Origin of the sequence: Acinetobacter sp. A22, from assembly GCF_030913345.1 — a bacterium.
In the GTDB taxonomy this organism is placed as follows: Bacteria; Pseudomonadota; Gammaproteobacteria; order Pseudomonadales; family Moraxellaceae; genus Acinetobacter; species Acinetobacter junii.
Map to the genome: position 1 here is coordinate 1451545 of NZ_CP133162.1, position 24621 is coordinate 1476165.

The window sequence follows — 24621 nt, forward strand, 5'->3', positions numbered from 1 at the left end:
ATTTAATATGAGCACCTTCGGGTGCTTTTTTTATTATTGAGGCAATATATCGAAAAATTTCGATATACATCAAAAACAATATATCGCATTATTTCGATATATTGTTTTAGGTTATATCGATGAAATCATTACAAGAGATAAAGTTTTCAGTTTTGGAGCTGGCACCTATTCGCGAAGATAAAAGTATTGAGTTTTCACTTCATCATGCACTTGAACTCGCACAACATGTAGAGCAACTAAATTATGAACGTTTTTGGCTAGCTGAACACCATAATATGGATGGTATCGCAAGTTCGGCTACTGCTGTTCTTTTAGGTTTTATCGCCGCACACACGCAACATATTCGTTTAGGCTCTGGTGGCATTATGCTGCCTAATCATGCACCACTCGTTGTAGCTGAACAGTTTGGTACCCTAGCAACTCTTTACCCCAATCGATTTGATTTAGGCTTAGGTCGTGCGCCTGGCACAGACCCTTTAACTATGCGAGCACTTCGACGTGGTCGCCAAGAGACTGAAGATCAATTCCCTCAGGATGTATTAGAAATACTGCAATATTTCAAAGCGCCTCAACCCAATCAAAAAATTATTGCCACACCTGGACAAAATACTCATGTACCCGTTTGGCTATTGGGTTCGAGTCTGTTTAGTGCTCAGTTAGCAGCGAAACTTGGGCTTCCTTATTCTTTTGCATCACATTTTGCTCCACGCATGCTAGGACAAGCTATTCAACTTTATCGCGACAATTTCCAAGCTTCTGAATATCTTGATCAACCGTATGTATCAATGGGTATTCCAACTGTTGTTGCATCTACGGATGAGGAGGCTCAATATTTAGCAACTAGTTCTTATCAACGTATTTTAAACTTGATTCGTGGTGATAGTTTAAAACTTAAACCTCCTGTTAAATCGACTGAAGGTCTTGCAAGTAGCGCTGAACAACTAGCTATACAAAACTTTTATGCGATGGCTCAAATTGGTTCGAAAGATACTGTTCAAGTAGGCTTAAGTAAAATTATCCAACAATATGATGTTGATGAGTTTATTTTCACGTGTGATATATACGATACCCAAAAACGTTTAGACAACTTTAGCCTACTGATGGAAATTAAACACAGTTAGGTACTCTAAATTATGAAGTAAGTATGACTTAGAAAATACTTACTTCACTGTACCCAAATATTGATAAGCTGCATCTTTTTTGACATATCTTAAATACTTATTTAGTGGTTTGAAATTTTGGTTTAATAAAAGAATATCTATGGTACTCAAATCTTTACTGATACGAATATATTCAGGTGTGTCACTGCTGCCCATATGATGATTACAATCATAATCAACTGTAATTTGATCCAACAACGATTTCTTGGTTTGAAAAATCTTTGTAACCTCCACCTCCCCTGATGCTAATAATTTAAAGCCTTGAATAGCATAGGTTCCAACACAACTGCTTCCTTTATAATAACTTTCAATCAAATATATTGGCTGTTTGTTCAACAAACTTTGTTTAACATCCAAAATGAAACCAGTCTCAATGGGAGTAACTACATTCTTTCCGTAAATAAGTGTTTGTGAATAAGAAGAGAACTCTCCCATTGTTCCTCCTCCACCGATATCGAAGGTATAAAATTTTATTTTTTTGTCAGGAGAATAATGAGTTCTCAAATTATAGTGATCTTGAAATACAGGAAAAGAGTAACTAAAGCTTGATTTATCATTTTGGATTTTAGCCACTATCTCAGTCTCTATTGACTGATTCACATCATAAAAAGATTTGTCTTTATAATTTTTAACTACCCTACTTTCAAACTGGGCTAAAGTCTCGGCATGAATAATTGAGCTAAATATTAATGCAATAAAAATGAAGATGTTTTTCATTTTATCTGTCCGTTTTTCTTATTAGAAATTTGAGTATAGATTTTTTATCTATACTCAATAAACATTCATCTTATCCAATACGACGTTTTAAACCCGTCATCTGTAAAACACGCGTTGAAATTTCCTCAATCGACATTTCAGTCACATTTAAGTATTTAATCCCTTCAGAAATATAAATACCTTCGATCGCACGCAACTCCATTTGGCATTGACTAAAACTCGAATAACGACTATTCGCTTTACGTTCATTGCGAATCGCAACCAAACGCTCAGCATCGATCATTAAGCCAAACAATTTATTCTTATGTTCTTTGAGAATTTTAGGCAAACGATTGTCATCCAAATCTTCTTCTGTGAGAGGATAATTCGCAACACGAATACCAAATTGCAGAGAAAGGTAAATTGAAGTCGGTGTTTTCCCTGAACGCGATACTCCGATCAAAATAATATCTGCTTTATCATAATGTCGAGTTCTTGCACCATCATCATTGTCTAGCGCAAAGTGAACCGCATCAATACGAGCCTTATAATATTCAGAATCCGTTACTGCATGTGTTTGACCAACTAAAGTCGTTGGTGGTGTCCCAAGCTCATCAGATAATTTACTGATTAAGCCTTCAAAAACATCCAAATTAACAGCTTTTGCTGTGTTGATGATTTCACGAACATGTGGATCAACCAAAGTGTCAAAAACAAGGGGTAAAGAACCGTCTCTATTTTGACAAGCATTGATCTCAGCAACAACGTTCATCGCGGCTTCTTCAGTGGTGATATAAGGCATAATATGAATGTCAAAATCAACGTTCGGAAATTGAGCAAGTAGTGAATGCCCAAGGGTTTCAGCCGTAATCGCTGTACCGTCTGAAATAAAATATACGCTCCGTTTAATTTCTTTACTTACGGGCATCAAAATTCTCCTTAAACATTTGTCTTAGTGCTCTATAATCTTTATAGTAAACTCATCTAACATGACTGTCGCTTAGTAAAACGGTTAATCTAGGCACTTTCGTATAATTTCATACCAATGATGGTCATTCATACTGCAAAAAAAGTGGAGTAAATACTTTGGAAGCGCGCGTAATCGGTCTGGAAAAATTAGGGAAACACGATGTCGAACTCGTAGGTGGGAAAAACTCATCTTTGGGTGAAATGATCAGCCATTTATCCAATGCTGGTGTATCGGTACCTGGTGGCTTCGCAACAACTGCTGCTGCCTATCGTGAGTTCTTGGATCAAAGCGGTTTAAACGCTCGTATTCAGGCTGAACTTGCACAACTTAATGTAGATGATGTAATCGCACTTGCTGAGACTGGTGCAAAAATCCGTAAATGGATTGTTGATACTCCACTGACCGCCGCATTAGAAAAAGAAATCCGCGAGGCATTTGCAGTACTTTCAAACGGTAATCCAGACATCGCTGTAGCTGTACGCTCTTCTGCAACTGCAGAAGATTTACCTGACGCATCATTTGCAGGTCAACAAGAAACTTTCTTAAATATTCGTGGTATCGATAATATCCTGATCGCGATTAAAGAAGTTTTTGCATCTTTATATAACGATCGTGCGATTGCATATCGTGTACACCAAGGCTTTGAACACAGTGTTGTTGCGCTTTCAGCTGGTGTTCAACGTATGGTTCGTTCTGAAACTGGTGCTGCAGGTGTTATGTTTACACTTGATACAGAATCTGGTTTCCGTGATGTTGTATTCATTACAGCCTCTTATGGTTTGGGTGAAATGGTTGTACAGGGTGCAGTTAACCCTGACGAGTTCTACTTATCTAAGCCACTTTTAAACAATGGCAAACATGCAGTATTACGTCGTAATCTTGGTTCTAAACACCAAAAAATGATTTATGGTGAAGAAGGTTCTGCGGGTAAATCTGTTGTTGTGGTTGATGTAGAAAAACCTGAACGCCAACAATTCGCATTAAATGATCATGAGCTTCATGAACTTGCAAAACAAGCATTAATCATTGAACAACACTACGGTTCACCGATGGATATCGAGTGGGCAAAAGATGGTGATGATGGTCAAATCTACATCGTTCAAGCACGTCCAGAAACCGTAAAAAGTCGCCAAAATGTCGGCACAATGGAACGTTACCTGTTAAAGCAACGCGGTACAGTTATCTGTGAAGGACGTTCTATTGGTCAACGCATCGGTTCAGGTAAAGTTCGCGTCGTAACTTCGATTAAAGAAATGGATAAAGTACAAGACGGTGATGTACTTGTATCTGACATGACTGACCCAGACTGGGAACCAGTAATGAAACGTGCTGCTGCGATTGTAACTAACCGTGGTGGTCGTACATGTCACGCAGCCATTATTGCTCGTGAACTTGGTGTACCTGCAATTGTTGGATGTGGTAATGCAACTGAAGTATTAACTGATGGTCAAGAAGTCACTGTTTCTTGTGCTGAAGGTGATACAGGCTTTATTTATGAAGGTGCGTTAGACTTTGAAGTTCAACGTAACTCAATTCATTCTATGCCAAAACTACCGTTCAAAATTATGATGAACGTTGGTAATCCAGACCGTGCATTTGACTTTGCACAAATTCCAAATGAAGGTATCGGTCTTGCACGTCTTGAGTTCATTATTAACCGAATGATTGGCGTCCACCCTAAAGCTTTATTAAATATTGAAAGTTTGCCACGCGAAACACGTGCAGCAGTGATGACACGAACTGCTGGCTACACCTCTCCGATTGAGTTCTATGTTGAAAAATTAGTTGAGGGTATTTCGACTCTTGCTGCTGCATTTGCGGAAAAACCAGTCATTGTTCGTATGTCTGATTTCAAATCAAATGAATACGCAAACTTAATTGGTGGTAAATTATACGAACCAGAGGAAGAAAACCCGATGTTGGGCTTCCGTGGTGCAAGTCGTTATGTATCAGATAACTTCCGTGATTGTTTCGAGCTTGAATGCCGCGCATTGAAAAAAGTGCGTGATGAAATGGGCTTAACTAACGTACAAATCATGATTCCATTTGTTCGTACAGTTTCTGAAGCAAAACGTGTTATCGAACTACTTGCTCAAAACGGCTTAAAACGTGGTGAGAATGGTTTAAAAATCATCATGATGTGTGAATTACCAACCAATGCGTTATTGGCTGAACAATTCCTTGAGCATTTCGATGGTTTCTCTATCGGTTCAAACGATTTAACGCAGTTAACACTAGGTTTAGATCGTGATTCGGGTATTGTTTCTCACTTGTTTGATGAACGTGATGCAGCAGTTAAAGCGCTTCTTTCAATGGCAATTCATGCTTGTCGCAAAGCAGGCAAATACGTTGGTATTTGTGGTCAAGGTCCATCTGACCATCCTGATCTTGCTAAATGGCTAATGGAACAAGGTATTGAATCTGTGTCATTGAACCCAGACTCAGTCCTTGATACATGGTTCTTCCTTGCAGAAGAGCAGATCAAAAAGGCTTAATCTTTATTAGAAAAAGACCCTCTTTCGTAGGGTCTTTTTTCATCTTTAGTTCTTGAGATTTTAAAATTATGCAAATTTACTTGGCTCGTAACAATCAACAAGCTGGACCTTACAGTTTAGAACAAGTAAACCAAATGCTCGCAAGTCAACAAGTTTTACTTACTGACTTAGCATGGCATGAAGGTATGACTGAATGGAAAACTCTTGGAGAATTAACTCAAGGCAAACTTGTATACGAACCTGTAGGTTATTCAACTTTTAATACACCAATTAAAAATGAAGCTGAAAATTCAAGCTTCAAAATTAAAGTTGAAACGAAGTCTGATAATTTTGAACTGGCGTCATTTGCGTCGCGTGCGTTGGCAAAAATATTTGATCTAATGCTATGGCTACCGATGGCAGCAATTCCCTCTTTCTTTTTTGATCAAAGCCAATACACTCAATTGTTTGAAATTCAAAAACAATTACAGGCTACAGACGTAGCATCTAGTAAAGCTGTTGAACTGCAACAACAACTTATTCAATTAATTCCAAATGAAGCATGGATCAGTATTTTTGCATATCTTATTATCATGTTGATGTTACAAGCATTCATGATTGCAAAATCAGGTCAAAGTCTTGGAAAGAAAATTGCCAAAATCAAAATCGTAGATGCTGAGACAACCACAAATGTAAATACAATTCGTGCTTTCTGGGTGAGAAGCATACTTTTCATCATTCTGAATCTACTATTTATGCCTTTTATCACAATTATTGATTATGGATTCTTCATGTTGAACAAAAAACGTCAAACTTTGCATGATAAATTAGCCAAAACGAAAGTCGTAAAGCAATAAATAAGTGAAGATATAAAAAAGAGGATTTACTCCTCTTTTTTTATATATTAAATTGATATCTATAGAGAAAAATAACAACTGAACCCGAATCCCTACAAGATAAATCGGGTTTGAAAACAAACATTTCAGCGTACTTTATCAGTAGCTTAGTTTTTCAATATGAGGCATAATGCCCTACAACGTAGCGGTGTCGGATAATTGACAAGCATTTCACAAAAAATTCTTATCAATCATGCGACACTTTAATCGCTATCCCATAATTTAATTAGGGAATGGGACTCTTCACCGAGGTTGTAAAATGAGACAAACGATTTTAGCTGTATTGTCTTTATCAACGATGGCTGCACTCTTGACTGGGTGTGGCGGTGATATGGTACTACTAAACAATAAAGGTCCAGTTGGTCAAGGTCAAAGTGACCTCATGATGACTGCGATCTATCTAATGCTTTTGGTGGTAATTCCATCAATTATCATGGCATTATGGTTTGGTTGGCAATATCGCGCATCGAATAAAGATGCAGACTATAAACCTACTTGGGCACACTCTACGACAATTGAGATCGTTGTTTGGGGTGTTCCTGTCATTATTATTGGTATTTTAGCTTGGTTAACTTGGTGGGGTTCCCACAAGTACGACCCTTACCGTCCGTTAGAGTCAGATAAAGCGCCTTTAACTGTTCAAGCCATTGCTGAACAATTCAAATGGATTTTTATCTATCCTGAGCAAAATATTGCAACGGTAAACGAAGTACGCTTCCCAGAAAAAACGCCTGTAAGCTTTAAGATTACTTCTAACTTTACGATGAACTCGTTCTTCATCCCACAGTTAGGTGGTCAGATCTATGCAATGGCGGGTATGCAGACTCATCTTCACCTTTTAGCAGACGAACCAGGTGTATTCCGTGGTTTCTCAGCTAACTATTCAGGTTATGGTTTCTCACAAATGCGCTTCAAGGCACATAGTGTAACTGAACCAGAGTTTGCACAGTGGGTAGAAGCTGTTAAAGCGGGTAATGGTACAAGTATCAATGCTGAAGCAATTCAAAAAGGTACACTTGACCAAGCTGAATTAGCGACTCTTAAAGATGGCAATCGTTCTAAATATCAGATCGAAGCACTTGTAGCAAAAGCAAAGACTCCAGAAGAAAAGCAAGAGGCTGAAGAAATGAAGCCTTACCCTACAGAGCCACATCCTGTGACTTATTATTCTTCAGTTGAGCCTAAATTATTCGAATCTGTTATCAATCATTATATGAGCAACTATCATGGTGCAGACCACTCAGCTCCTGCTGAGCATGCAACTGAAGCAACTCATACCAATGATGAACATGCCACAGCTTCTGCAGAGGAATAAGACATGTTTGGAAAGTTAGGACATGATGCAATTCCGCACGATCCGATCGTGTTGGTCACAGTTGCAATGATGGTTTTAGGTGGTATCGCGCTTGTTGCTGGTATTACTTATTTCAAAAAATGGGGCTATCTGTGGAACGAATGGTTCACATCAGTAGACCATAAAAAAATCGGTATTATGTATATCATTGTATCTGTAATCATGCTATTGCGTGGTTTCGCTGATGCAATCATGATGCGTTTACAACTTTTCCTCGCTAAAGGCGGTGGTGAAGGTTACCTACACCCAGAACACTACGATCAGATTTTTACCGCACATGGTGTAATCATGATCTTCTTCGTGGCAATGGGTCTAGTTGTAGGTATGATGAACATCTCAGTACCGCTACAAATTGGTGCTCGTGACGTTGCATTCCCATTATTGAACTCACTAAGTTTCTGGTTATTTGCTGGTGCTACTGGGTTGATGATGGCTTCACTAGCGTTAGGTGAATTCGCTGCGACAGGTTGGATGGCTTATCCACCTCTATCTGGCATCCAATATTCTCCTGGTGTAGGTGTTGACTACTACATTTGGGCACTGCAAGTTTCAGGTTTAGGTACGCTTTTATCTGGTGTTAACTTCTTCGTTACCATTATTAAAATGCGTGCACCTGGCATGAAATTAATGGACATGCCTATTTTCACTTGGACATCACTCTGCACAGCTGTGTTAATCATTGCATCTTTCCCTGTATTAACAGGTACGCTTGCAATGTTGACATTAGACCGTTACTTCGGTTTCCACTTCTTCACAAATGAGCTTGGCGGTAGCCCAATGCTTTATGTGAACTTGATTTGGACTTGGGGTCACCCAGAAGTTTACATCTTAGTATTACCAGCATTTGGTCTATACTCAGAAATCGTTGCAACTTTCTCTCGTAAGACGTTGTTCGGTTACAAATCAATGGTATATGCAACTATCGCAATTACTGTACTTGCGTTCGTTGTATGGCTTCACCACTTCTTTACCATGGGTGCGGGTGCAAACGTTAACGCATTCTTCGGTATTATGACGATGGTTATTGCGATTCCTACAGGTGTGAAAATCTTCTCTTGGTTATTCACAATGTATAAGGGACGCATTACTTATACTACCCCGATGCTTTGGACACTTGGCTTCCTTGTGACTTTTGGTATCGGTGGTTTAACTGGTGTACTTATGGCTGTTCCACCTGCGGACTTCCTTGTACACAACTCACTCTTCTTGATTGCTCACTTCCATAACGTAATTATCGGTGGTGTGGTGTTTGGTATGTTTGCCGGCATCATCTTCTACTGGCCGAAAATGTTTGGTTGGAAACTCAATGAAGCTTGGGGTAAAGCTGCGTTCTGGTTCTGGTTTATTGGTTTCTACTTTGCATTCATGCCTCTTTATATCCTTGGCTTCATGGGTATGACACGTCGTTTGAATACATATGACAACCCTGAATGGGATCCATACTTAGCAATTGCATTGTTCGGTGCAGTATTGATTGCTATCGGTATTGCTTGTTTCCTTATGCAGATTATCGTTGGTTTCTTACAACGTCATCAAAATATGGACTACACAGGCGATCCATGGGATGGTCGTACATTTGAATGGGCTACCTCATCTCCTGCTCCATTCTATAACTTTGCACATCTACCAGCAGCTGACGGTATCGACCGCTTCTGGACAGATAAAGAAAATGGTGTAGCTTACGCTCGCGATACTAAATATGAAGATATCCATATGCCGACTAATCGTGCAGCTGGTTTCATCATTGCAATGTTCATTACTGTTCTTGGTTTTGCATTGATCTGGCATATTTGGTGGCTTGTAGTTGTTTCTTTCGTTGCTTCAGTTGTTAGCTTGATCGTAAGCTCATTCACTAAGAATGTTGATTACTACGTACCTGCTGCAGAAGTTGAACGTATTGAAAATGAACGCTATGCGTTACTTGAAAAACACTTGAAGAAGGACTAAGGAAATGGCTGAAGTACTTCATCACGACAACCACGGTCATGACGGTCATCACGAACACGATGACACAGACTTAACGGTCTTTGGTTTCTGGACATATTTGATGAGTGACTTGATTCTTTTCGGATCACTCTTCATTGCGTTCGCTGTATTAAGCAGTCATATTCCGCCTGGTACTCCAAGTGCGAAAGATCTTTTTGGTGATTCTTTAGGTTTTGTTTTAACTGAGACCTTTGCCCTTTTGATCTCTTCGGTAACATTTGGATTCGCTGTTCTTGCATCTTATAAAAAGAACGTTAATCAAGTGATTGCTTGGTTGTTTGTTACTTTCTTATTTGGTGCAACGTTCATTGGGATGGAAATTTATGAATTCCAGCACCTTGTACATGCTGGCCATGGTCCAACTCATAGTGCGTTCTTATCAGCATTCTTTACTTTAGTTGGTACACACGGTATCCACGTAACTTCTGGTTTAGTTTGGATGCTGGTACTTATGTATCAAATTAAAAAGAATGGTTTGACACTACCGAATACACGTCGTCTTGCTTGCTTAAGCTTGTTCTGGCACTTCCTTGACATCGTTTGGATCTGTGTATTCAGCGTCGTTTACTTAATGGGAGTTCTCTAATGAGTGGTCATGACCATAATGCTGCAGGTGCATCACACGGTAACTTCAAACAGTACACGGTTGGTTTCATCCTGTCTGTTGTCCTCACCATCATTCCTTTTGGAATGGTGATGGCGGGTGGTTTTAGTCGTGGTATTTTAATGACTGTAATCGCAATTACAGCGGTTGCTCAGGTGCTTGTACAGCTTGTGTATTTCCTACACATGAATACATCATCAGAACAACGCTGGAACTTGATTGCATTCATCTACACAATCCTATGTATCGCTGTTCTTCTTGTTGGTTCAGTATGGATTATGAATTACCTACACTACAACATGATGATCTAAACTGATTATCATGTGGAAAAAGTATTTATTCCTGACTAAACCAGGAATTCTCTTCGGTAATTTTATTACCACCTTGGGCGGCTTCTTTTTAGCCGCCCAAGGCGCTATAGATATCCTCTTATTATTATTGACCTTACTAGGGACAACTTTTGTAGTTGCTTCTGGTTGTGTCGTGAATAATGTGATTGACCAAGATATCGATCAAAAAATGCAGCGTACGATGAATCGTGCTCTTGTTAAAAAGACAATCTCTCCAACAATTGCAATGCTCTATGCATTGGTCTTAGGAGCAATTGGATTTGGCATTTTATGGTTCTTTGTAAATGCATATGCATTCTTGTTTGCTGTCATTGGTTTTGTTGTCTATGTCGGTTTTTATAGTTTGTGGACTAAACGTACTACAATCCATCAAACTGTAATTGGTAGTATTTCTGGAGCGAGTCCTCCTGTTATTGGTTATACGGCTGTAACTCAACAATTTGATATGGCTGCCCTATTAATTTTTGTTGCATATGCTTTATGGCAAATGCCACATTCTTGGGCGATTGCTATCTATCGTTTTGATGATTATAAAAACGCAGGAGTACCAATTTTACCTGTAGCACGCTCTATTCTACGCACGAAAATAGAATCCTTAATTTATGTGATTTTATTTACTATTGCGATGAATGCTTTATATGCCTATGGATATACCAATATTGTATTCTTGGTGATTTGTAATTTACTGTGTGCATACTGGTTCTACATTGGTATTTTAGGTTTTAAAGCTGAAAATGACCAACTTTGGGCAAAACGCTTTTTCTTATTTTCAGTGATTTTGATTACTGTAATTAGTTTAAGTTTCAGTTTTACTTTTAATAGTCCTGCACCCACCTTCCCTATTTTCTAAAAAGATAGAGGAACCTCTATCTTTTTATTCTCTGCTTCAATTGTTATCATTTCGTGCAATAAAAACATTCATACTTTATTGCCTAAATGAAACTTCAAAATATATCGATTTTAAAACCCATTTTTTATACTTTTATCACAGCAATTTCTATTCAAGCTCAAAGTATTTATGCTGGAGCTGAAAATATCTGTGAACCAAATCTACACTTAGATGATCGCGATCTAAATGGTTGCAGTAATTTACCTGTTCTATATCCTTCAAACGATAGTCAAACTAATACTGCCTTATTACTAAGTGATTTGGGTCTAGCTGAAATCGAACCAATGCAGATAGATCAAAACTTATGGGATGCGACTTTTGGTTATGTGCCATTTGATGCTGCAAATGTATCGTTGGCAACGAAGAATAAAATTCAGAATCAGAGAAATGAATTAGCAGTAAAAGACGAAATCATATTTGATGAACGTTGTTACAGTTTTAATTCAGGCAACAATGCTTTTATTGATCAAGTTAAAACCCATAAACTAATTCCAGCAAATGAAAAGCTGGTTCTGATCAATGAACGCAAGAAGATGAATCAATGTGACAATAAAATTGCATTGATCTCTATCGATCCAAATTGGTCAACAACCACGCGTCAATACGCATCTTATTTAAATGCGAGTATTTTGTTTTATAACGCTAACTATTCATCTTCTACGAAAATTTTTACGGTATTAACTTCGGTTGAAGATGCATGGTTGAAAGAAACAGCTCAATATATGTTGATTCGGACGACACTTAATTCAGCTTATGCAACAGGTGTTGATCAATACGGTGATGTATACCTTGATAATATTAATCAAAATTTACTAAAACAGTTCTTAGGTCATATCACGAACTATCTAAATACATACCCTAATGGTCGTTATGTAGCAAGTGCACGTGGATTTTTACGTCGTGGTTTTTGGTTATCTAAACGCCAAGATCTTTTAGTCAATGAGATCGTATGGCAAATTCAAAATCCTAAATCTAAATTTTACAATTTAGATATGGGACAACTTCCTGCGGAAATTGACAGACGCATTTTTAGTAGCAATTCATTTGAACTCAAAAATCTCAAGGACCCTTTTTTCTTGACGATATATAATTTAATGAATATGCGTGACTACAAAACTGAACATTACCAACCTATTACGTGGTCTCAACTTAATGCACAAAAAGATTTCTTTAAAACTCAACCTGAATTATTTAACTATTTAAGAGCGATTCATTTATTTTTTATTCAGAATAAACCCCAAGATGCTTTAAATTATTTACCAAAGTCAAATATTAAAAATACTAATTATTTACAACTAAGCCAAACTTTTTTAAAAGGTCAAATATTGGAAAAACTCGGTCAAAATCAAACTGCTGAAGAATACTGGACTAATCTGCTTGCTCAAGCACGTACACTTTATCAGAAAGGCTTATTTGAAACCGCATTATCTAAACATTTGAATATCAAACAAGATTATTCAGCTTTTATAGGAAAGCAGGCGAAAATAAGCCAACCAAATCTACAAAAACAATTTATAACTCAACAAGCAAATATAGATAGTTTAGACAAGATTAAGAGGTGGATCAGGAAATTTGAACAACACTTATAAGTGATATTTTGCTCCCCAAATGATGTTATAAACATCAATATATGGAGTATTTTATGGCACGTAGACCAAGAAGAAATCATTCAAATGATTTTAAAGCTAAGGTAGCACTTGCTGCGATTAAAGCAGAAAAAACACTTGCTGAATTGAGTGCTGAATTTGATGTTCATCAAAACCAAATTATCGACTGGAAAAATCAACTGATTTCAGCTTCCTCGCAAGCTTTCGATCAATCAAAAGCTCCAACAGAACCACCCATCGATCTAAAAAAACTACATGCAAAAATCGGTGAGCAGGCATTAGAAATTGATTTTTTAGAAGGTGTGTTGAAGAAACTGGGCCGCTTCAACCACAAAAGTTAATCGATGACTCACTTCAGATTTCAGTATCTAAGCAAGCTCAGCTGCTGAAAGTCTCCCGTGGTTGTTATTACTATCGCCCAAAACCTGTGAGTGCATCAGATCTGAAGCTGATGCGCTGTATTGATGAATTACATATGCAATACCCTTTTGCAGGTAGCCGTATGATGCGTGATTTGTTGAATCGTCAAGGACATCATATAGGACGACGTCATACACGTACTTTAATGAAGAAAATGGGCATTAATGCGTTATATTGCAAACCAAATTTAAGCCAGGCTAATCAAGCTCACCGCAAATATCCATATCTGCTCAAAGGATTGGCTATTCAGCGCAGTAATCAAGTGTGGTCTACGGATATAACGTATATCCCTATGGCAAAAGGCTTTGTTTATTTATGTGCTGTGATTGATTGGCATAGCCGCAAGGTACTTGCGCATAGAGTATCGATTAGTATGGAGGTTACATTTTGCATAGAAACATTAAATGAAGCTATTGAAAAATATGGTCGACCTGAAATATTTAATACAGACCAAGGCAGTCAGTTTACCAGTGATGCATTTATTGATGTATTGAAATCAAATGACATCCAAATCAGCATGGATGGTAAAGGTCGATGGGTTGATAATGTGATGGTTGAACGATTATGGCGGAGCGTTAAATATGAAGAGGTGTATCTCAAAGCCTACAGCAATGTTTTGGATGCGAAGAAGCAATTAAACGCATATTTTGAATTTTATAATTTGAAACGACCTCATTCGAGTCTGGACAAAATGACTCCAGATGAGTTTTACTATGACCAGCTACCACAACAAAATAAGGTAGCTTAACTAGAGCAGAGTATCACTTATAAATAAGCTTTTAGTTGTTCAAACATGTGGGACCACCTCTATTATTCAATCAAATCAAAGCACAGTCGATCAAAAGCAAGCTGCTATTCATACCTTATTAAGCAAAAGTTTAGTTCACCAGAGATTCGATTTATTTCAACAAAAATATTCATATTTGCCTAAAAATGCGAGTGAATACAAAGGATATTCAAGTGCAAAAGAACACTTAAAAAACAAACCTGAGTTTGCTAATTTTATTTGGAATGGATCAAACATCACGGCTCAACTCAAATGCGACAATCTCTTAACATTGACCCAACAACTCAGTAAATTGTCAAATGATCCCCTACTCAACATTTGTTTGGGAGAGTTTATGCGCAGTGAACAAGGTTATAGCCTGCAACAACTCAGCTATGACGAGCAACAAAAACCAACTATAAGTGGGAAAATTTTTGCTCGCGGTGAAATTTATAAAGACATTATCAAATCTTCTCGAAAAGATGATTTACATGCTTATGCACTTTATAGGGCAATTCAATGTTATGCGCCGAGTGGAATAAATGATTGCGGGGGTATCGAAGTGACTAAAAACACACGTAAGCAATGGTACGATCAAATCAAAAGAGATTATCCAACAAGTACATGGGCTAAATCACTAAAATATTATTGGTAGGTTTATCCTTTGATGTGGTTAAGGTGTATTCTTTTTAGTGTGTTGCTGTTGATATTAGGACTAAACCAACCGAGTCGACCAGCAACTCCAACTATCGATGCCAATCAATTTCAATCCTTTTGGATTTGGGGTGAGATAAAATCTGCCCCCTATCTTTCAAAGGCTAAAGAGCTTTATATTCTGCAAGGTGAAATCCGTTATTCAAAACAAAAACAGACTTCAATTTTGATACCACAAGGTATTGGTACTTTAAAACTACCCAATCAAAAAATTTGGCTCGTTTTTAGAACCCACCACTTAGATTGGAGTTCACAAAATTACCAAACCATCTTAACTCGCTTAAACCATTGGAAAAATCTAGGCAATCAGATTGAAGGGATTCAAATTGATTTTGACAGTAAAACCCGCAATCTAAATGAATACGCATATTTTTTAAGTCAATTCAGAAGTCAACTTCCCGCTCAATATAAACTAAGTATTACAGGATTACTTGATTGGACAAATTTTAAAGAGCAAGGCACCCTAAAACTTCTTAGACAAAATATTGATGAACTAGTGATCCAAACCTATCAAGGCACCACCTCCATTCCCAATTATCCTGAATATTTAAAACGTATAGCAAGTCTTAAACTGCCTTATAAAATTGGTTTTGTGCAATATGGAAAATTATATAGTGACTTAAAGACAGTTTATGATCCGCATTTTAAAGGCTATGTGATCTTTTTACTGCGTGAAAAACCGTGAATTTACTTGCGATTTGGGTGAAAGGTGTCTAAAATCGCAGCTTCGCAATTTGCGACATAACTTTTTAAGTTATGACTCCTTGCTTCTGACTCATTTTAAGTTAGGGGCTGCTTAAACCGTAAGGAGCTGACAATGCGTCACTACGAAATCGTACTATTGGTACACCCAGACCAAAGCGATCAAGTTGTAGGTATGGTTGAACGCTATATCTCTCAGATCAAAGAAGCTGATGGTCAAATTCACCGTTTAGAAGATTGGGGCCGCCGCCAATTGGCTTACCCGATTAACAAGATTCACAAAGCACACTACATTCTTATGAATGTTGAATGTGGTCAAACGACTCTTGATGAATTAGAAGAATTGTTCCGTTATAACGATGCAATCATTCGTAACATCATCATCCGTCGTGAACACGCAATTACTGAAGAATCTTTACTTGCTAAGAGTGCTGAAGAAAAACGTGCGCGTAAAGCTCAACGTGAAGAAGCACAACAAGCAATTCAAGAAGCTGAATAAGGAGAACATCAATGGCACGTTTTTACCGTCGTCGCAAGTTCTGCCGCTTTACAGCTGAGAATGTTGCGTACATCGACTACAAAGATATCGACACTTTAAAACAGTACATCACTGAAAACGGCAAGATTGTTCCTAGCCGTATTACAGGTACTAAAGCTCGTTATCAACGTCAATTAGCGTTAGCTATTAAACAAGCTCGCTATTTGTCTTTGATTCCGTACACTGACAACCATAAGTAAGTGAGGTGAGCTGTGGACGTTATCTTATTACAACGCATTAAGAACCTTGGTAAATTAGGCGACAAAGTATCAGTAAAAGCTGGTTACGGTCGTAACTTCTTGATCCCTCAAGGTAAAGCTGTAGCTGCAACTGAAGCAAACACTGCTGCATTTGAAGCTCGTCGTGCTGAACTTGAGAAACAAGAAGCTGCTATTTTAGCTGCTGCGAATGCACGTGCTGAACAATTGAACGAAGTAAATATCGTTATCACTGCTAAAGCTGGTGATGAAGGTAAACTTTTCGGTTCTATCGGTACTCGTGACATCGCTGACGCTTTAACGAACGCTGGTCTAGCAGTAGATCGTGCAGAAGTTCGTTTACCAAACGGTGCGCTTCGTCACACTGGTGAATTCAACATCGCAATCCAATTGCATCATGATGTTGTTGCTGAAGTTCTCGTTACTATCGTATCTGAGTAATTTCTCCAAAAAAAGAGCATGTTTTTACATGCTCTTTTTTTATGTCCATAATTTAGATTTAAGCTTTGATTCTACTTTTTCATCACTTAAACAATTTTCTTTAATAAACTTATCCTGTTGGTATCCATTTGGATTAAGATAGTCATTCATTCACGGTTTCAACTTTTTATTAGGTCTTGTTATGTCACAGGCAAATGCCAATTTTGCAAAAAATACTCCCAACGCTGAGAGTAAAGTGAATGACTCAAGTCAACTAAAAGAGTTTAGAACGCCTCCTCATAATCTTGCGATTGAGCAAGCTGTTTTAGCTGCATTAATGACGGTAGCAGAATCATTTGAACAAGTGGGTGACTTACTCAAGGAAAATGATTTTTACGCAACTCGACATAAGTATATTTATCGAGCTATTGAAAAATTAGCGCAAGAAAACTCACCTTATGATGCAGTTTTAGTCAATGACTGGTTACTTAAGCAGAATCTACTCGATGCGATTGGCGGTGAAGAATACTTAATGCAATTGATGGCGGATTCACCATCAAGCTTCTATAACCTTGAGATCTATGCCAGCAAAATTAAGGAATTTTCAACCTTACGCAGTATGATCAAAGTCAGTACTGATATTTTACAAAATGCTTACGATACCAAAGGTCGCCCTGTTAGTGAAATTCTAGACTTAGCCGAAACTAATATTTTCTCTTTAGCGGAACAGCACAACAACAATAAAAAAGATTCAGGTCCAAAGTCGATCAGCTCAGTAACAGCTGATGTAATTAGCAAATTAGATGAGCTTTCCAAAATGGATGGCAACATCACAGGACTTTCTACAGGTTTTCTTGAATTAGACAATAAAACCTATGGTATGCAGGCGGGCGATTTAATTATTGTTGCTGCACGTCCTTCGATGGGTAAAACCACGTTTGCCATGAATTTAGTCGAGAGTGTACTGTTTAATTGCAACCTCCCTGCTCTTGTTTACTCTATGGAAATGCCAGCAGATTCAATCGCAATGCGTTTGATTTCCTCTTATGGGAAGGTTCATCAAGGGCATCTACGTTCAGGTAAATTGGACGGCGACGAATGGTCAAAAGTAACTGGTACTATTCTACAATTACAGGAAAAACATCTTTATATTGATGATTCTTCTGCATTACCTCCAACTGAAGTTCGTGCACGTGCAAGGCGTATTGCCAAAATGCATGATGGAAAAATCGGTTGCATCATGGTCGACTATTTACAGTTGATGAAAGTTCCAGGTATGGGTGATAACCGTGTTGGTGAGATTTCTGAAATTTCGCGAAGCTTAAAAGCATTAGCAAAAGAAATGAACTGCCCTGTAATTGCATTATCTCAGCTTAACCGAAGCCTGGAAAATCGCCCAAATAAACGGCCAGTAATGTCTGACTTGCGTGAGTCTGGAGCGATCGAGCAAGATGCCGACTTGATCATGTTTATTTACCGTGATGAGGTTTATAACAAAGAATCTAAAGAGGCTGGAACAGCAGAAATCATCATTGGTAAACAGCGTAATGGACCTATTGGTACTGTCCGTCTCGCCTTTGAAGGACAATATACTCGCTTTAGTAATCTTTCACCTGAATTCTATGCACAATTTGATGATGAAGAATAACGCATAATATTTTGTAATCTGACTTATTTTCTAGCCGTCCCAAAGGAGTACTCAGGGTGCGCCAAGCAACAATTTATATTGATAGTGAAGCACTACAATATAATTTAAACCGTGTTAAACAACTTGCACCACATTCCCAAATTGTAAGTATGGTGAAAGCCAATGCATATGGGCATGGAGTACAGGATTGTTTAGCCGCCTTAAATGCAACGGATGCTTTTGGTGTAGCTTGTTTGGAAGAAGCTTTAGAGATTAGGCGACTAGGGTATACGCAACCGATCACCTTAATTGAAGGTGTATTTACTGAAGATGAGATGGAAGATGTTATTCAACAGAAACTTGAATGCGTTGTACATCGACATGAGCAAGTAGAATGGTTAATCCAAAATAAAGAAGCCTATAATGCCTTAGGACTTAAGGTTTGGGTAAAACTAAATAGCGGGATGAATCGCTTAGGTTTTAAGAGTAATGAAATTATAGCCGTTATTCATCAACTAAAATCATTGAATTTTAACTGTGTACTCACTATGCATTTTGCAAATGCGGATGTAGATCACCCGTTAAATGAGCAACAGATTCAACAATTTTTAGACGTAAAAAATGCATGCGAACCAATATTAGCCTCTTGTTGTAATTCTGCTGCTATCTATAAATATCCAAACTTACATTTTGATTATGTACGTCCTGGAATTATGCTTTATGGTGCAACACCTTTTGCAGATAAAGATGTTAATGAACTTGATTTAAAACCTGTAATGAGTTTTGAAGCAGAAATTATTGCATTAAATCAAATACAAGCAGGCGAAAGCGTAGGTTATGGTTCTACTTTTACAGCAACGAATAGTATGCAAATTGCAATTGTTTCTATTGGCTATGGTGATGGCTATCCACGTGCATATATAAAACCTAATTACGTAGCGATTGATAAGCAACTGACTCCTGTTATTGGTCGAGTAAGTATGGACATGATTGCGATCGACACAACTAATCTTCAAGTTAAAGTCGGCACCAAAGTTGAACTTTGGGGTAAAACACGATTGGTTGATGATGTCGCAAATGCAAATGGTACGATCGGTTATGAACTTTTATGCCGACTAAGTAATAGACCACAAAGACAACGTATCTAATCAATAAAAATCCAAGCAAAAGCTTGGATTTTTTCTTATAAGCCGTAATCCGCTGTAGGTTTTGGCAACTCTTGTAAACCTCGACGTAGCGTCTCTGACCACTGTTTACTAATTTGAGTAAAATATGGATCTTCCTCACTAATTCGTTTACCTTCAGGAATAACGAAACTATCTTTGTGGTATACCAAAGCGTCCAAAGGTAAACCTACAGATACATTTGAGCGTAGCGTTGAATCAAATGAAATCAAAGAACAGCGCAAAGCATCATCAAGTGGCATCGTATAGTGCAAAGCTCGATCTAGTATAGGTTTACCGTACTTGCTTTCACCAATCTGAAAATAAGGTGTATCCGTAGTCGCGCAAATAAAGTTTCCTTGAGGGTAAACATTATAAAGCTGCATTTCCTCACCTTTAATCTGTCCACCCACCAAGATACTACATGAATAATTCATCTGTTCTTGCGTATTACTTGTGATGTCTTCTAAAACTCTGCGCAAAGTTTTACCAACAAGTTCAGCTACCTCAAACATTGTATTTACAGTGTATAGATTTGGCTCTTGATGCAGTGTTAAAGAATTTTGTAGATGCCCTAAAACTGCTTGTGTTGTCGCTAAATTACCTGCGGTCTGAAGTGCGATGAAACGCTCACCCTCAATACCAAAAGTATGTAATTTACGAAATACTGAAATATGATCGACCCCTGCATTTGTTCTAGTATCACTGATGAGTACTAAACCTTGCTCCAATCTTAATGCACAACAATAGGTCATCTTGCTCTCTTTTCTTCAACACGCTAAAACCTGAACAACCGACATCATACTCTCCACACCACCCTGTTCACGAACCCCACGAATAGGAGCAACATCAAGATAATCTCGACCAACTGCAACATAGATGTGATTTTGAGGGCTAAATATCTGGTTACTAACATCGAAACAATACCATTGATTGTCAACAAATACTTCTGCCCATGCATGACTGGCAAGGTGCGGTTGATTCTGATCATACAAATAACCAGAAACATAACGTGCAGGTAAATGTAATGCTTTACACATTGCAATCATGACATGTGCATGGTCTTGGCAAACACCTTTAGCAGCATAAAATGCATCTGTAGCCAATGTTGTGACAGATGTGCTCTCAGGTTGGTATGGCATTTTTTCTAATATCTTCTCAGATAAAAGAATTAAATGCTGTCGATCTTTGGTGCGAACGATATCTTGTGCGAAATATAACATCTCTTGATCACAATGAGTCAGACTGGTTCTTTGCAGAAAAATATAAGGCGAAATTTCATTTTCGAAATGCCCGATTTCAGTGTCAAATAGGTCTACAATTCCTTGAGCCATGATCGTCAAATATCGGTAATCATGACGCTGTGTTGCAGTTAACCAGAGATTATTAAAGGCATCGCGTTGGCAACGATATTCGCCTGGTACACTGATATGCCAATTCTCAATAATCTGATGCTTAGAACTTTGCGGCATCATCTTAATTGACTGCACGCTATTACGTGCATTTTGTGTATATCGATAGTGTGTTTGATGATTTACCATAAGTTTCATGCATACACCTCAAATTGATTTTCCAATTTATAAGTAAATTCATAAAACTGATTCAGATATGGTTGTTCTTTCAATCCATTCCAGCTGTGTTGAAGATCACTCCAACCCAAATTAGAAAGCTGAACTATCATCGGATCAATTGAATCAAGAACAGAATGTATATTTTTATGGAATCTAAAATGTGTGTCGATTTGTTCAACTGACTGACCTAGATGAAAAAATAGAAAAATCTCCTCTTTCTCATTTTTTAAAATCTCTCGACAATCTTGAACTAGCTCTAAAATCATGTCAGGTGTATTGGTCGCATTTTTTATCAACGTGTTTAATTCAGCATATGCAGTTGCTGAAAACAAAGCTCTAAGTTCTTGGATATTATTACGAGCAATTTCGAGTTGATTAATTAATGAGTAAGGTTGTTTCTCATCTAGCATAAATTGATTCAAATTTTCTGCATCTTCAATACGCAAACACAAACCTTGAGCAAACACTTCTGCTTTTTGATCATCCACAAAAGGGAGTTGCTCCGCAACATAACCGATTCTAAATAAATAACGACCCAACCAATATACATGTTGAGCACTTGAACTGAGTAACGTCATAGATATCCTCCTTTATTTTTAAAATTTTCAAATCACTCATTCAAGTCAATTAAATGAGTGAGTCGATTGAACAATGAGAAGGAAATTAGGAACGTAACGTTTCTACCACCCAAGTATCTTTAATACCCCCACCCTGTGAGGAATTTACAACAAGCGAACCTGCTTGCATCGCAACTCGCGTTAATCCTCCCGGTACTATTTCAGTACGATAAGGAGAACTCAATACAAATGGTCGTAAATCAATATGTCGTTCAGCTAGCCCATCGGCAGTTAGTGTTGGCGCCACAGACAACGCTAAAGTAGGCTGAGCAATATATAAATGTGGCGTCGCCATAATCTTTAATTTAAATGCTTCTATCTGTGCCTGATCTGCTTGTGGTCCGATCAGCATTCCATATCCACCAGAGCCTTGGGCCTCTTTTACCACTAATTTTTCTAAATGATTTAATACATAATCTAATTGATCATCTTCACGACATTGATATGTTGGTACGTTATTTAGAATTGGTTTTTCACCCAGATAATATTCAATCATTTGAGCAACATAGGGATAAACCGATTTATCATCAGCAACACCTGTACCTGGTGCATTTGCAATCACAACATTATGTTGCAAATATGCTGACATTAATCCTGCAACACCCAAAGTACTATCAGGTCTAAAGACTAAAGGATCTAAGAAATCATCATCAACACGACGATAAATTACATCCACTTGTTGACGTCCACGAATTGTTTTTACGAATACTTTATCATTCTCAACAAATAGGTCTCGACTCGTAACCAAGGGTACATCCATTTCCCGTGCCAAAAATGCATGTTCATAATAAGCACTATTAAAACGCCCTGGTGTTAACACCACGATTAAAGGTTGATCCACATAAGCATTCTCCGTCAGCATTGCTTCAACAGACTCGGATAGTGTTCGATACCTTGTAAATTATTACTCACACATAAATCAGGCATCAATTTTTGGCTAATTTTTCTACTCTCAAGCATATATGACACACCTGAAGGTGTTCTCAAATTATCCTCAAGTACAAAAAAATCACCCTGATCATCTCTGATAATATCGATACCACTAATTTGTGAATATATCTTTCCTTTGAGGTGGTGCTTCAGCATATGAGGCTGAAAAGCTTCATGAGTCATAATTTGTTGCGCAGGAATAATGCCTTCTTTTAGGATATTTTGACCGTGATAAATATCATCCAAGAAGTAATTCAAAGCTTTAACACGCTGCTCACAGCCTGAAGAAATTTTTTCCCATTGTTTTTTTTCAATAACACGTGGAATCAAATCAAAAGGAATGGTACGTTCAGTGCCCTCTTGATCTCCATAAACATTAAACGTAATCCCTTCATATAGAAAATGCTGTTTAGCGGCTGCACCTAGATTTTTTAATTCATCAAGACTACGCTGACTTAACCATTCCTCGATCTTCTTAGAAGCTTCACCGTTAAAACTTTTATCATCTAGCATCTCATTAAAGAATTTTGATTTAAGCTGCTCAAACAAATTTGTATTAACTTTGAGCTGTGAAATAAATGTAGACGATTGTAAATTTACTGCTGTTGTTTGCTCCGTCGCATAGTAATCAGTCGTGATAAATAGATCGTGTTCTTGTTCTGACATAGAAACCTCGTCTCATCATTTATTTATATCTCTAATAAGCAATTTCAATGCCACTTATAATATATGTATATTTTTTAACCAATACTTATATACTCTATTAAACTTAGCCATGTTTCACTCGTAAATGCGTAATCTCTGTGTTATGAACTTGCTAAATCAAGTGAGTTTTTTTATTGTGTACACTTTAGAGCATTGAGTTAAATTCAGAACTTATGTCATCCATACAAGAAAAAGAAACTTCAAATAGCCTTTATCGCCAATGGCAAATTTTGTCTCGCCTATCTACTGGTAAATGGATGGGTACACGTGAACTACAAGAAATATTGGAACGTGAAGGCATTGATATAAGTTTGCGTACCATTCAAAGAGATTTAAATCAAATTGCACAACGCTTCCCGATTGAGAGCAACAAAACCGTACCACAAGGTTGGCGCTGGCGTTCAGATGCACCGATCCAAAGCTTACCGCATATGACTAGTTCCCAAGCGGTAACTTTTATGATGGTAGAAGAACACCTACGCCATTTACTACCGCCGAGTCTACTCGAAGAGATGACGCCTTGGTTTGATTTAGCGAAACGTAGTCTTTCAACACAAAATAACGTGCGCCAATGGATTAATCGAGTTCGTATCGTGCCAGCGAACCAACCTTTAATACCACCAATGGTCGATAAAAATGCGCAACAAGCCATCTATGAAGGCTTATTGCAAGATAAACAAATCGAATGTGTTTATCGTGCCAGAATTAATCAAGGCGAAGATAAAACCTATATCTTAAATCCCCTAGCATTGGTTCAAAAAGGTGCTGTAATTTATCTTATTTGTACACGTAATGATAAAACAGAAGTTCAAACATTTGCCTTGCACCGTTTTAAAGCAGCGACTGTTCTTGAAAGTCGTGCTCTACATCCCGTTAACTTTGATATTGATCACTATATTGATTCGGGTGCTCTTGGTTTTAGAGTGGACTACAGCAAACCAACCGAACAAATTGAGCTAAAACTCACAATGAGCGAAAGCACAGCTCAAAGCTTTTATGAAAGCCAACTTAGCAAAGATCAAACGATTACATCTCTAGAAGAAAATATTGTAGAAGTTGTGGCAACAGTTCCATTTACATCACAACTCGTTTGGTGGCTGAGAAGTTTTGGTAAAAAATTACTCAATATCGAACCTGCGGCTGTTTATAATGCAGTGAGAGAGATTGAAAATAATGAATAAAAAAGAGAACCATTTGGTTCTCTTAGACTTATTAAAATTTTTATATTTAAAGATAAGGTTTTT

Annotated in this window: 22 protein-coding genes and 2 pseudogenes; 18 read left to right on the forward strand and 6 right to left on the reverse strand. The window is 37.7% G+C overall.

The window, feature by feature from the left end; translation table 11 throughout:
- Positions 1-119: 119 nt before the first annotated feature.
- Positions 120-1121 (forward strand): LLM class flavin-dependent oxidoreductase, encoded by a 1002-nt coding sequence (locus Q9Q86_RS07245; RefSeq protein ID WP_112986845.1) that lies wholly within the window; start codon positions 120-122, stop codon positions 1119-1121.
- A 39-nt stretch (positions 1122-1160) separates the two neighbouring features.
- Here the strand turns inward: Q9Q86_RS07245 and Q9Q86_RS07250 are convergent, their stop codons facing one another.
- On the reverse strand, positions 1161-1877 hold the full coding sequence (locus Q9Q86_RS07250; RefSeq protein ID WP_112986846.1) for a hypothetical protein: 717 nt from the start codon (positions 1875-1877) through the stop codon (positions 1161-1163).
- A gap of 70 nt (positions 1878-1947) precedes the next feature.
- Entirely contained in the window at positions 1948-2784 is an 837-nt protein-coding gene (locus tag Q9Q86_RS07255; protein WP_004912152.1) for a pyruvate, water dikinase regulatory protein, read from the reverse strand.
- 158 nt (positions 2785-2942) lie between these two features.
- Between Q9Q86_RS07255 and ppsA the strand changes: the two genes are divergently transcribed.
- The 16 genes and pseudogenes from ppsA to alr all read left to right on the forward strand — a co-directional run bounded on the left by ppsA (position 2943) and on the right by alr (position 19539).
- A complete protein-coding gene (gene ppsA, locus Q9Q86_RS07260; protein WP_004912155.1) occupies positions 2943-5321 on the forward strand; it encodes a phosphoenolpyruvate synthase in 2379 nt (792 codons plus the stop codon).
- A gap of 68 nt (positions 5322-5389) precedes the next feature.
- On the forward strand, positions 5390-6157 hold the full coding sequence (locus tag Q9Q86_RS07265; protein WP_112986847.1) for an RDD family protein: 768 nt from the start codon (positions 5390-5392) through the stop codon (positions 6155-6157).
- A gap of 298 nt (positions 6158-6455) precedes the next feature.
- Positions 6456-7511: a ubiquinol oxidase subunit II gene (gene cyoA, locus Q9Q86_RS07270; RefSeq protein ID WP_004912161.1), complete on the forward strand. Its 1056-nt coding sequence runs from the start codon at positions 6456-6458 to the stop codon at positions 7509-7511.
- Between the two features lie 3 nt (positions 7512-7514).
- Entirely contained in the window at positions 7515-9497 is a 1983-nt protein-coding gene (gene cyoB, locus Q9Q86_RS07275) for a cytochrome o ubiquinol oxidase subunit I (RefSeq protein ID WP_112986848.1), read from the forward strand.
- A 4-nt stretch (positions 9498-9501) separates the two neighbouring features.
- A complete protein-coding gene (gene cyoC, locus Q9Q86_RS07280) occupies positions 9502-10122 on the forward strand; it encodes a cytochrome o ubiquinol oxidase subunit III (RefSeq protein WP_004962899.1) in 621 nt (206 codons plus the stop codon).
- Positions 10122-10451 carry a cytochrome o ubiquinol oxidase subunit IV gene (locus tag Q9Q86_RS07285; RefSeq protein WP_004912170.1) on the forward strand — a complete coding sequence of 110 codons (330 nt, stop codon included), beginning with the start codon at positions 10122-10124 and terminating at the stop codon, positions 10449-10451. Before cyoC ends, Q9Q86_RS07285 begins: the two co-directional genes overlap by 1 nt.
- Before the next feature lie 10 nt (positions 10452-10461).
- Positions 10462-11340 (forward strand): heme o synthase, encoded by an 879-nt coding sequence (gene cyoE, locus Q9Q86_RS07290; protein WP_112986849.1) that lies wholly within the window; start codon positions 10462-10464, stop codon positions 11338-11340.
- Between the two features lie 86 nt (positions 11341-11426).
- Positions 11427-12932, forward strand: a pseudogene (locus Q9Q86_RS07295) (hypothetical protein); the annotation flags it as partial.
- An 89-nt stretch (positions 12933-13021) separates the two neighbouring features.
- Positions 13022-14154 (forward strand): IS3 family transposase gene (locus Q9Q86_RS07300; RefSeq protein ID WP_227555100.1). Its coding sequence is split into 2 segments (ribosomal slippage): positions 13022-13274 and positions 13274-14154, totalling 1134 coding nucleotides; the frame shifts between segments, so codons are not numbered across the junction.
- A gap of 373 nt (positions 14155-14527) precedes the next feature.
- Positions 14528-14827, forward strand: a complete 300-nt coding sequence (locus tag Q9Q86_RS17475; protein WP_305155931.1) for a hypothetical protein — start codon at positions 14528-14530, stop codon at positions 14825-14827.
- A gap of 12 nt (positions 14828-14839) precedes the next feature.
- Positions 14840-15571: a DUF3142 domain-containing protein gene (locus Q9Q86_RS07310; protein WP_112987273.1), complete on the forward strand. Its 732-nt coding sequence runs from the start codon at positions 14840-14842 to the stop codon at positions 15569-15571.
- A 132-nt stretch (positions 15572-15703) separates the two neighbouring features.
- The gene (gene rpsF / locus Q9Q86_RS07315; protein WP_004912183.1) at positions 15704-16087 is read left to right on the forward strand and encodes a 30S ribosomal protein S6; all 384 of its coding nucleotides are present in this window, start codon (positions 15704-15706) and stop codon (positions 16085-16087) included.
- Positions 16088-16098: 11 nt separating this feature from the next.
- On the forward strand, positions 16099-16326 hold the full coding sequence (gene rpsR, locus Q9Q86_RS07320; protein ID WP_000090661.1) for a 30S ribosomal protein S18: 228 nt from the start codon (positions 16099-16101) through the stop codon (positions 16324-16326).
- Positions 16327-16338: 12 nt separating this feature from the next.
- Positions 16339-16785, forward strand: coding sequence for a 50S ribosomal protein L9 (rplI, locus tag Q9Q86_RS07325; protein ID WP_004912185.1), 447 nt, complete (start codon positions 16339-16341; stop codon positions 16783-16785).
- Positions 16786-16966: 181 nt separating this feature from the next.
- Entirely contained in the window at positions 16967-18412 is a 1446-nt protein-coding gene (gene dnaB / locus Q9Q86_RS07330; protein ID WP_004912188.1) for a replicative DNA helicase, read from the forward strand.
- 56 nt (positions 18413-18468) lie between these two features.
- Positions 18469-19539, forward strand: coding sequence for an alanine racemase (alr, locus tag Q9Q86_RS07335; RefSeq protein ID WP_112987274.1), 1071 nt, complete (start codon positions 18469-18471; stop codon positions 19537-19539).
- A 35-nt stretch (positions 19540-19574) separates the two neighbouring features.
- Here the strand turns inward: alr and Q9Q86_RS07340 are convergent, their stop codons facing one another.
- The 4 genes and pseudogenes from Q9Q86_RS07340 to Q9Q86_RS07355 all read right to left on the reverse strand — a co-directional run bounded on the left by Q9Q86_RS07340 (position 19575) and on the right by Q9Q86_RS07355 (position 23338).
- A complete protein-coding gene (locus tag Q9Q86_RS07340; protein WP_004955098.1) occupies positions 19575-20309 on the reverse strand; it encodes a proteasome-type protease in 735 nt (244 codons plus the stop codon).
- 15 nt (positions 20310-20324) lie between these two features.
- A complete protein-coding gene (locus Q9Q86_RS07345) occupies positions 20325-21104 on the reverse strand; it encodes a transglutaminase family protein (protein ID WP_112987275.1) in 780 nt (259 codons plus the stop codon).
- A complete protein-coding gene (locus Q9Q86_RS07350; protein WP_112987276.1) occupies positions 21101-21703 on the reverse strand; it encodes an alpha-E domain-containing protein in 603 nt (200 codons plus the stop codon). Before Q9Q86_RS07350 ends, Q9Q86_RS07345 begins: the two co-directional genes overlap by 4 nt.
- A gap of 85 nt (positions 21704-21788) precedes the next feature.
- Positions 21789-23338 (reverse strand): annotated as a pseudogene (locus tag Q9Q86_RS07355) (circularly permuted type 2 ATP-grasp protein).
- 212 nt (positions 23339-23550) lie between these two features.
- Here Q9Q86_RS07355 and Q9Q86_RS07360 point away from each other — a divergent pair.
- On the forward strand, positions 23551-24558 hold the full coding sequence (locus Q9Q86_RS07360; protein WP_004912201.1) for a YafY family protein: 1008 nt from the start codon (positions 23551-23553) through the stop codon (positions 24556-24558).
- Positions 24559-24621 lie beyond the last annotated feature (63 nt).

Coding starts and splice junctions, on each gene's coding strand:
- Q9Q86_RS07245 (WP_112986845.1), top strand. CDS start 120: ATGAAATCATTACAAGAGATAAAGTTTTCAGTTTTGGAGCTGGCACCT.
- Q9Q86_RS07250 (WP_112986846.1), bottom strand. CDS start 1,877: ATGAAAAACATCTTCATTTTTATTGCATTAATATTTAGCTCAATTATT.
- Q9Q86_RS07255 (WP_004912152.1), bottom strand. CDS start 2,784: ATGCCCGTAAGTAAAGAAATTAAACGGAGCGTATATTTTATTTCAGAC.
- Q9Q86_RS07265 (WP_112986847.1), top strand. CDS start 5,390: ATGCAAATTTACTTGGCTCGTAACAATCAACAAGCTGGACCTTACAGT.
- cyoA (WP_004912161.1), top strand. CDS start 6,456: ATGAGACAAACGATTTTAGCTGTATTGTCTTTATCAACGATGGCTGCA.
- cyoB (WP_112986848.1), top strand. CDS start 7,515: ATGTTTGGAAAGTTAGGACATGATGCAATTCCGCACGATCCGATCGTG.
- cyoC (WP_004962899.1), top strand. CDS start 9,502: ATGGCTGAAGTACTTCATCACGACAACCACGGTCATGACGGTCATCAC.
- Q9Q86_RS07285 (WP_004912170.1), top strand. CDS start 10,122: ATGAGTGGTCATGACCATAATGCTGCAGGTGCATCACACGGTAACTTC.
- cyoE (WP_112986849.1), top strand. CDS start 10,462: ATGTGGAAAAAGTATTTATTCCTGACTAAACCAGGAATTCTCTTCGGT.
- Q9Q86_RS17475 (WP_305155931.1), top strand. CDS start 14,528: ATGCGCAGTGAACAAGGTTATAGCCTGCAACAACTCAGCTATGACGAG.
- Q9Q86_RS07310 (WP_112987273.1), top strand. CDS start 14,840: ATGTGGTTAAGGTGTATTCTTTTTAGTGTGTTGCTGTTGATATTAGGA.
- rpsF (WP_004912183.1), top strand. CDS start 15,704: ATGCGTCACTACGAAATCGTACTATTGGTACACCCAGACCAAAGCGAT.
- rpsR (WP_000090661.1), top strand. CDS start 16,099: ATGGCACGTTTTTACCGTCGTCGCAAGTTCTGCCGCTTTACAGCTGAG.
- dnaB (WP_004912188.1), top strand. CDS start 16,967: ATGTCACAGGCAAATGCCAATTTTGCAAAAAATACTCCCAACGCTGAG.
- Q9Q86_RS07340 (WP_004955098.1), bottom strand. CDS start 20,309: ATGACCTATTGTTGTGCATTAAGATTGGAGCAAGGTTTAGTACTCATC.
- Q9Q86_RS07345 (WP_112987275.1), bottom strand. CDS start 21,104: ATGAAACTTATGGTAAATCATCAAACACACTATCGATATACACAAAAT.
- Q9Q86_RS07350 (WP_112987276.1), bottom strand. CDS start 21,703: ATGACGTTACTCAGTTCAAGTGCTCAACATGTATATTGGTTGGGTCGT.
- Q9Q86_RS07360 (WP_004912201.1), top strand. CDS start 23,551: ATGTCATCCATACAAGAAAAAGAAACTTCAAATAGCCTTTATCGCCAA.